We start from the raw sequence: 5,832 nt of genomic DNA, 5'->3' as shown, positions 1-5,832 counted from the left end.
GCCTGCTGCATAAATCTAAAGTAATGCTTCTCAGAAAAAAAACTTTTTATTTGCATAAACCATAGAATACAGGTTTATTTAACTTATTACAGTGGTTCTTAGGGAAAATTTTGAAGAAGTAATATCGATTCCATCATCCATCTTACATTTCCCATCTTACATCATCAAAGATCTTTCAACTCCGCTCAGGATGGACAGACAATGGTATTATAGACTTCGGACTGAGGACTTCCGACTAAGGACTAAACTAATGATGTGTGTGAACAGTTTCCAGCTCAGCTACTTCCACTTCTCCATCGGCAGTCATTTCTAAAAGCTTAACCGCTTTCAATTCATTTACCATTACCGGATCGTATTTGGCGCGTACTTTTACATAGTTTTTGGTAAAACCATGCATGTAACCCGATTTCTGATCCGCTTCGAAAAGCACTTCAGCTTCAGTACCCATTTGAGATTCGTAGAAAGCCCTGCGTTTTTTATCAGATAAAATATGAAGCATTTTACTGCGCTCATTACGCTCGCTGCCAGCCACAACACCTTTCATTTCGGCTGCAGCAGTTAATTCGCGCTCCGAGTAAGTAAATACGTGCAGATAAGAAATATCAAGCTGATTTAAGAACTGATAGGTATCCAGGAAATCTTCTTTCGTTTCACCAGGGAAGCCAACAATTACATCTACGCCAATACAACAATGCGGCATTACCTCCTTAATTTTGGCAACACGCTCCACATACAAATCGCTACGATAACGACGGCGCATTAAACCCAAAATTTTATCAGAACCCGATTGCAGGGGAATATGGAAATGCGGGACAAACCTTTTTGAAGTAGATACAAACTGAATGATCTCATTGCTCAAAAGATTTGGTTCAATAGACGAAATACGGATTCTTTCAATTCCTTCTACCTCATCTAAAGCTTTAACCAGGTCGAAAAATTTATCTTCACGCTGGCCATTTCTAATGCCGAAATCGCCAAGATTTACACCGGTCAAAACAATTTCCTTTACACCACCTTCTGCAATCATTTTTGCACGGTTAACCACATTTTCGATGGTATCGCTACGGCTAGCACCGCGTGCTAAAGGAATGGTACAGTAGGTACAAGGATAATCGCAACCATCCTGCACTTTCAAAAAAGTACGTGTTCTATCGCCAATTGAATAAGAGGCAATAAAATTATGATTTACTTTCTCTATATTTTGTTGATGGATAAGGGTTTTCGGCTGCTTGGTTAGATCGGTAATATATTCTACTATCCTGAATTTTTCTGCAGCACCCAAAACCATATCAACGCCTTCTATTTCGGCAATTTCCTGTGGTTTTAGCTGCGCATAACAGCCCACAATGGTTACAAAAGCATTAGGAGAATATTTTAAAGCTTCCTTAACAACTTTACGGCATTTTTTATCAGCATGCTCTGTAACAGAACAGGTATTGATTACATAAACATCGGCCTGGTCCTGAAATTCTACTACGGCATAACCTGCATCGGTAAATAAACGACCGATGGTGGATGTTTCAGAGAAATTGAGTTTACAACCTAATGTATAAAATGCGACCTTTTTCATTGAGGCTGCAAAGATAGGAAATTTGTTCGGAGTTGTTGGTTTTGAGTTTTGAGAACTGACAAATTACAGTAAAATAACAATACAATTGGCAATTTTCAGCCTTCAGTTAATTCGAATTGCAAACTGAACGTTGCGAACTGAAAATTACTTCTCCTGCCACCGGTAACTTTCCTGTTCGAAACCTGCCAGATCTAACACCCTGCTAATTACCGTTCCGGCAACTTCTTCTATCGTTTGAGGCAAACTGTAAAAAGATGGATTGGCGGGGCAAATGATTCCACCCGCTTCAGTTACTGCTTTCATGTTATTGATATGGATTAAGCTAAATGGGGTATCTCTTACTACAGCTATTAATTTCCTCCGTTCTTTTAACACCACATCTGCAGCCCTCGAAATCAAATCGTTCGATATGCCGTGTGCCACCCTACCCAAAGTACCCATAGAACAGGGAATGATAATCATGGTATCGTATTTTGCCGATCCTGAGGCAAAAGGAGCATTAAAATCGTTTTTGTTATAAAAGGTAAAGTCTTTAAAAAGGTTATAATCCTGGTTCCCCAGTTCGAATTGCCAAACCGCTTTTGCATTATCGCTCATCACTACACCAACCGCCTCCATCTGATCTTTTAATTTTAACAACTGGTCAAATAAAACCTTTGCATAAATAGAACCACTTGCACCAGTAACCGCAACAATCACTTTCTTTTTTATCATAACACAAAAATAGTTTTTCTAAATCCATTAAAACAAAAAAGGGCCAGAACATTGTTCTGACCCTACATCTACCTATGAAAAACATACCCTCGAAAGGGTAAGAACAAATATATATAAATTTTTAAAAAAATGTAAGTGAGAAATGTTAAATCGCTTAAATCGAATATTTAATTCAAAAACACAATGTAACATACTGATTACCAAATAAATAATTTTCTTAAAAAATGTATAAAAACTTTTTTTCTGCTTAAAAAGACACCATTTTTAACAAAATAAAGCTTAAGATTGTCTTACAAATCAGTCATAATCACCAAGTAAAGCCCTAATTCATCTTTTCGCTTTTCATTTTATGCTTTAAACTTTACAATTTTTTGATATTGATCTAACATAAAATAAAATCGATTGCATAAAAATATCAAGACGGTTTTTAAAACTTAATCATCTTTACAGGCTTTAAATTTTCTTACACCAAAGCCAATTTCGATCGTACACGGCTTAATGTTTCCAGGCGCATACATAAGAATGAGGCAATATATTTAAGTGGAACCCGATCTACCAGTTCTGGATAGGATTTAATAAAACGGATATACCTTTTTTCTGCGGATTGTAACCTCGAAATGAGCGCCCTTTCGCAAGCTTGTAAATAGTGAAGCTGTGTTACTTTTCGGCCGATATAGTTGGCTATGTGGTAATTTAAGTATAGTTGTTTCGACATGGTATGTGGAATGGCAATGGCCACAACGTCTTCTAAAGCCTGTACATACCCGTCAATGGCTTCATTATTATTCCAAACATTACATACATTTCCTACCAATTCATTTTCTTTCGCAATCCAGGTGGTAATTTCTTTATCCTCATCTTTCATATACCCCCTGGTAATCCCGTTAAGGATGAGGTACACATATTTATCGTGGTGCAACGGGGAAGAAATAAATTTGTTTTTTTTAAAAGTAACCGGAAAAGTTTCGTTGTTGATGATAAATTCCATGTCCGGGGTCAAATCATGAAATGATCTAAAAACGGTAATTAATGGCGAAAAACCATTAAATGGCAACCACTTATCTTGGGTATTATAGTCGTATTCGGGATTCATGATCTTTATCTATTGTGTAACTGCTACTAATATTTATTGAACAACAAACGAAATAATATCTACCTTTTTTTATAACACCTATCTGTCTGAAATGTTTTATGCTTAGCAGACCAGACACATCGCATAAGATCACTAAACATTGAAATACAGCAACTTACAAACAATTAAAAAGGAAATCCACTTACAAGTTATACCTTTTTGTATGATAAATATTATGCCATCTTTAGAATTCGGTTGGCGATTAACTGCCTAACGATTATATTTGGGAAAGTGTCAACTTAAATTTATGATAGATTTAGCCTCTCCATTCTTAAAAGCACTGTTAAAACATTCTAAAAACCCGATAATCATTTTTAAAGTAAAACCGATATTGGTGGTGGTAGAACATAATGATGCTTACCAGGCTTTAATAGCGCGTGTGGGTGGCAAATTAAAATTCTATGATATTAACATTATCCCAAACCTCCTGTCTGATAATGAAAAGGTAGTCCTGGTTAAAACCGTTCAGAAAGTGAGCGACCTTAAAGAAAAGCACACGCTGGTTATTCATCCCATTTATTCTAATTCGCCAAACGTAAAATGGGAATTGGAATTTTCGCCGGTATTACAAAACGATCGTCCGGTTGAATACATCATTTGTTCATTAAGGGAAATTCCATTAGATGAAAACGACCTTGAGCATATCTTATTCGAACTTTCTGAAAGCGAAGCCCGTTTTAGGGGATTTTTTGAACAGGCCCCTTTGGGCATGTGTGTATTAAAAGGTCCGTCGCTTATTACAGAGTATGCAAACGATAACATCTTAAAACTTTGGAATAAAAGCAGAAAAGAAGTAATCGGGATTCCGCAGGAAGAGGCACGACCAGAACTCGAAAAACAGCAGGCACTTGTAGAGCGTGTAAAAGATATTTTTAAAAACGGACAACCTTTAACGCTTAATGAATTAAAGCTTTCTACACCGGTTTCTGACGGCTATTTCATCGCATTTTATGAACCCTTAAAAAACGACAAAAATGAAGTAACCCGGATTTTAGTCATTATTAAGGATATTACCGAGCAGGTAAATTTCAAAAAAGAACTACTTAAAGCTAAAGACATCCTAAAAATAGCTATGGATGCATCGGAAATGGGTTCGTGGAATATCGATCTGGAAAGTAAACAGGTGCTTTTATCCGAAAGGGCGCAACAAATTTATGAACTGGAAAGTAACAGGCTGGGCATAGAAGAAGCCAAATCATTGATCAGTCTGGAAGACATCGGGCATCTTACCAGCAGTATCAGACGTGCATTACATCTCCGGAGTGCTTTTAATGTCGAATACCAAATTAACCTGAACGGCATAAGCGCAAAAAGCAAATGGTTAAGAACGGCGGGAAAAGCTTATTACAATGAAGAAGGAAAAGCCGTTTATATTGCCGGGGCCGTTTTGGATATTACAGAACATAAACAGGATGAAATTAGGAAAAACGACTTTATCGGTATGGTAAGTCATGAGCTTAAAACACCCTTAACATCCTTAAGCGCATACATACAACTTTTACAATATAAGTTTAAAGAGACCGATAACGATTTTACCATTCAGATACTGGATAAGGTAAATGTTCAGTTAAAGCGGATGTCGTTAATGATTGATGGTTTTTTAAATGTATCCTTATTAGAATCGGGCAAAATTTTATTAAACAAGACAAATTTTAACCTTGTTGATTTAATTAAAACCATCGCTGAGGAAAATAGAACTGTTTTACCCAGCCATTTTATCCAGGTGATTGGCTCAGAAGAAATGATTGTATATGCGGATATGGAAAAAATTGGCAATGTGATCAATAACCTGATTGGCAATGCAGCGAAATACTCAAAAAAAGAATCTTTAATTGCCATAAAGTGCGAAATACAAAAAGGTTATGTAATTGTTAGTGTGGAAGATGAAGGCATAGGCATTAAAGAAAATGATATCCCCAGACTTTTTGACCGTTTTTATCGCGTAGAGAGTCCTGACACTAAAACAATTGCAGGATTTGGAGTAGGCCTGTACATTTGTGCCGAAGTAATAGAAAGGCATGAAGGAAAAATTTGGGTAGAAAGTAAATTTGGGGAAGGTTCTACATTTTATTTCAGTCTACCTATATCAAATGATTAATGATATCGTATAAATTTATTGCGAAGTAATTAAGCCCTGATTTCTGCCATTGCTAACTTAACTTTAACAGCTGCTAGGCCATGCTCGCCTAATTCTATTTCAAAAATTACTTTCGAATTAATATTAATTTGACCAGATACGTTATCTAACTGAAAGTGAATATCCTGGCCATTTTCATCAATAATGATCCCATGTCCGTATTCAAAATCAATCTGAGTAACCTCACCCTTCCTCATATCGCCCATTACAGAGTATTTTTTTTTTATAAATAATGGACAATTATAGTCAATTTACGTATAATTAAAAATACATAAATTC

General features: G+C 36.2%; 5 protein-coding genes. 1 reads left to right on the top strand and 4 read right to left on the bottom strand.

Features of this window, described 5'->3' with window-relative positions:
- Positions 1-247 precede the first annotated feature (247 nt).
- From mtaB to AC07YT_RS24930, 3 genes are all read right to left on the bottom strand, one after another.
- A complete protein-coding gene (gene mtaB / locus AC07YT_RS24940) occupies positions 248-1,570 on the bottom strand; it encodes a tRNA (N(6)-L-threonylcarbamoyladenosine(37)-C(2))-methylthiotransferase MtaB (RefSeq protein WP_086545736.1) in 1,323 nt (440 codons plus the stop codon).
- Positions 1,571-1,714: 144 nt separating this feature from the next.
- Positions 1,715-2,284 (bottom strand): UbiX family flavin prenyltransferase, encoded by a 570-nt coding sequence (locus tag AC07YT_RS24935; RefSeq protein ID WP_086545735.1) that lies wholly within the window; start codon positions 2,282-2,284, stop codon positions 1,715-1,717.
- A 463-nt stretch (positions 2,285-2,747) separates the two neighbouring features.
- A complete protein-coding gene (locus AC07YT_RS24930; protein ID WP_086545734.1) occupies positions 2,748-3,377 on the bottom strand; it encodes a Crp/Fnr family transcriptional regulator in 630 nt (209 codons plus the stop codon).
- A 286-nt stretch (positions 3,378-3,663) separates the two neighbouring features.
- Here AC07YT_RS24930 and AC07YT_RS24925 point away from each other — a divergent pair, with 286 nt between their 5' ends.
- Positions 3,664-5,514 carry a PAS domain-containing sensor histidine kinase gene (locus AC07YT_RS24925; protein WP_086545733.1) on the top strand — a complete coding sequence of 617 codons (1,851 nt, stop codon included), beginning with the start codon at positions 3,664-3,666 and terminating at the stop codon, positions 5,512-5,514.
- 29 nt (positions 5,515-5,543) lie between these two features.
- Here the strand turns inward: AC07YT_RS24925 and AC07YT_RS24920 are convergent, their stop codons facing one another.
- Positions 5,544-5,759 carry a hypothetical protein gene (locus AC07YT_RS24920; protein ID WP_086545732.1) on the bottom strand — a complete coding sequence of 72 codons (216 nt, stop codon included), beginning with the start codon at positions 5,757-5,759 and terminating at the stop codon, positions 5,544-5,546.
- Positions 5,760-5,832: the final 73 nt, after the last annotated feature.

The organism is Pedobacter sp. GW460-11-11-14-TSB4 (genome assembly GCF_059423705.1).
This window is presented reverse-complemented; position numbering and strand designations above follow the sequence as displayed.

Coding starts and splice junctions, on each gene's coding strand:
- AC07YT_RS24920 (WP_086545732.1), bottom strand. CDS start 5,759: ATGGGCGATATGAGGAAGGGTGAGGTTACTCAGATTGATTTTGAATAC.
- AC07YT_RS24930 (WP_086545734.1), bottom strand. CDS start 3,377: ATGAATCCCGAATACGACTATAATACCCAAGATAAGTGGTTGCCATTT.
- mtaB (WP_086545736.1), bottom strand. CDS start 1,570: ATGAAAAAGGTCGCATTTTATACATTAGGTTGTAAACTCAATTTCTCT.
- AC07YT_RS24925 (WP_086545733.1), top strand. CDS start 3,664: ATGATAGATTTAGCCTCTCCATTCTTAAAAGCACTGTTAAAACATTCT.
- AC07YT_RS24935 (WP_086545735.1), bottom strand. CDS start 2,284: ATGATAAAAAAGAAAGTGATTGTTGCGGTTACTGGTGCAAGTGGTTCT.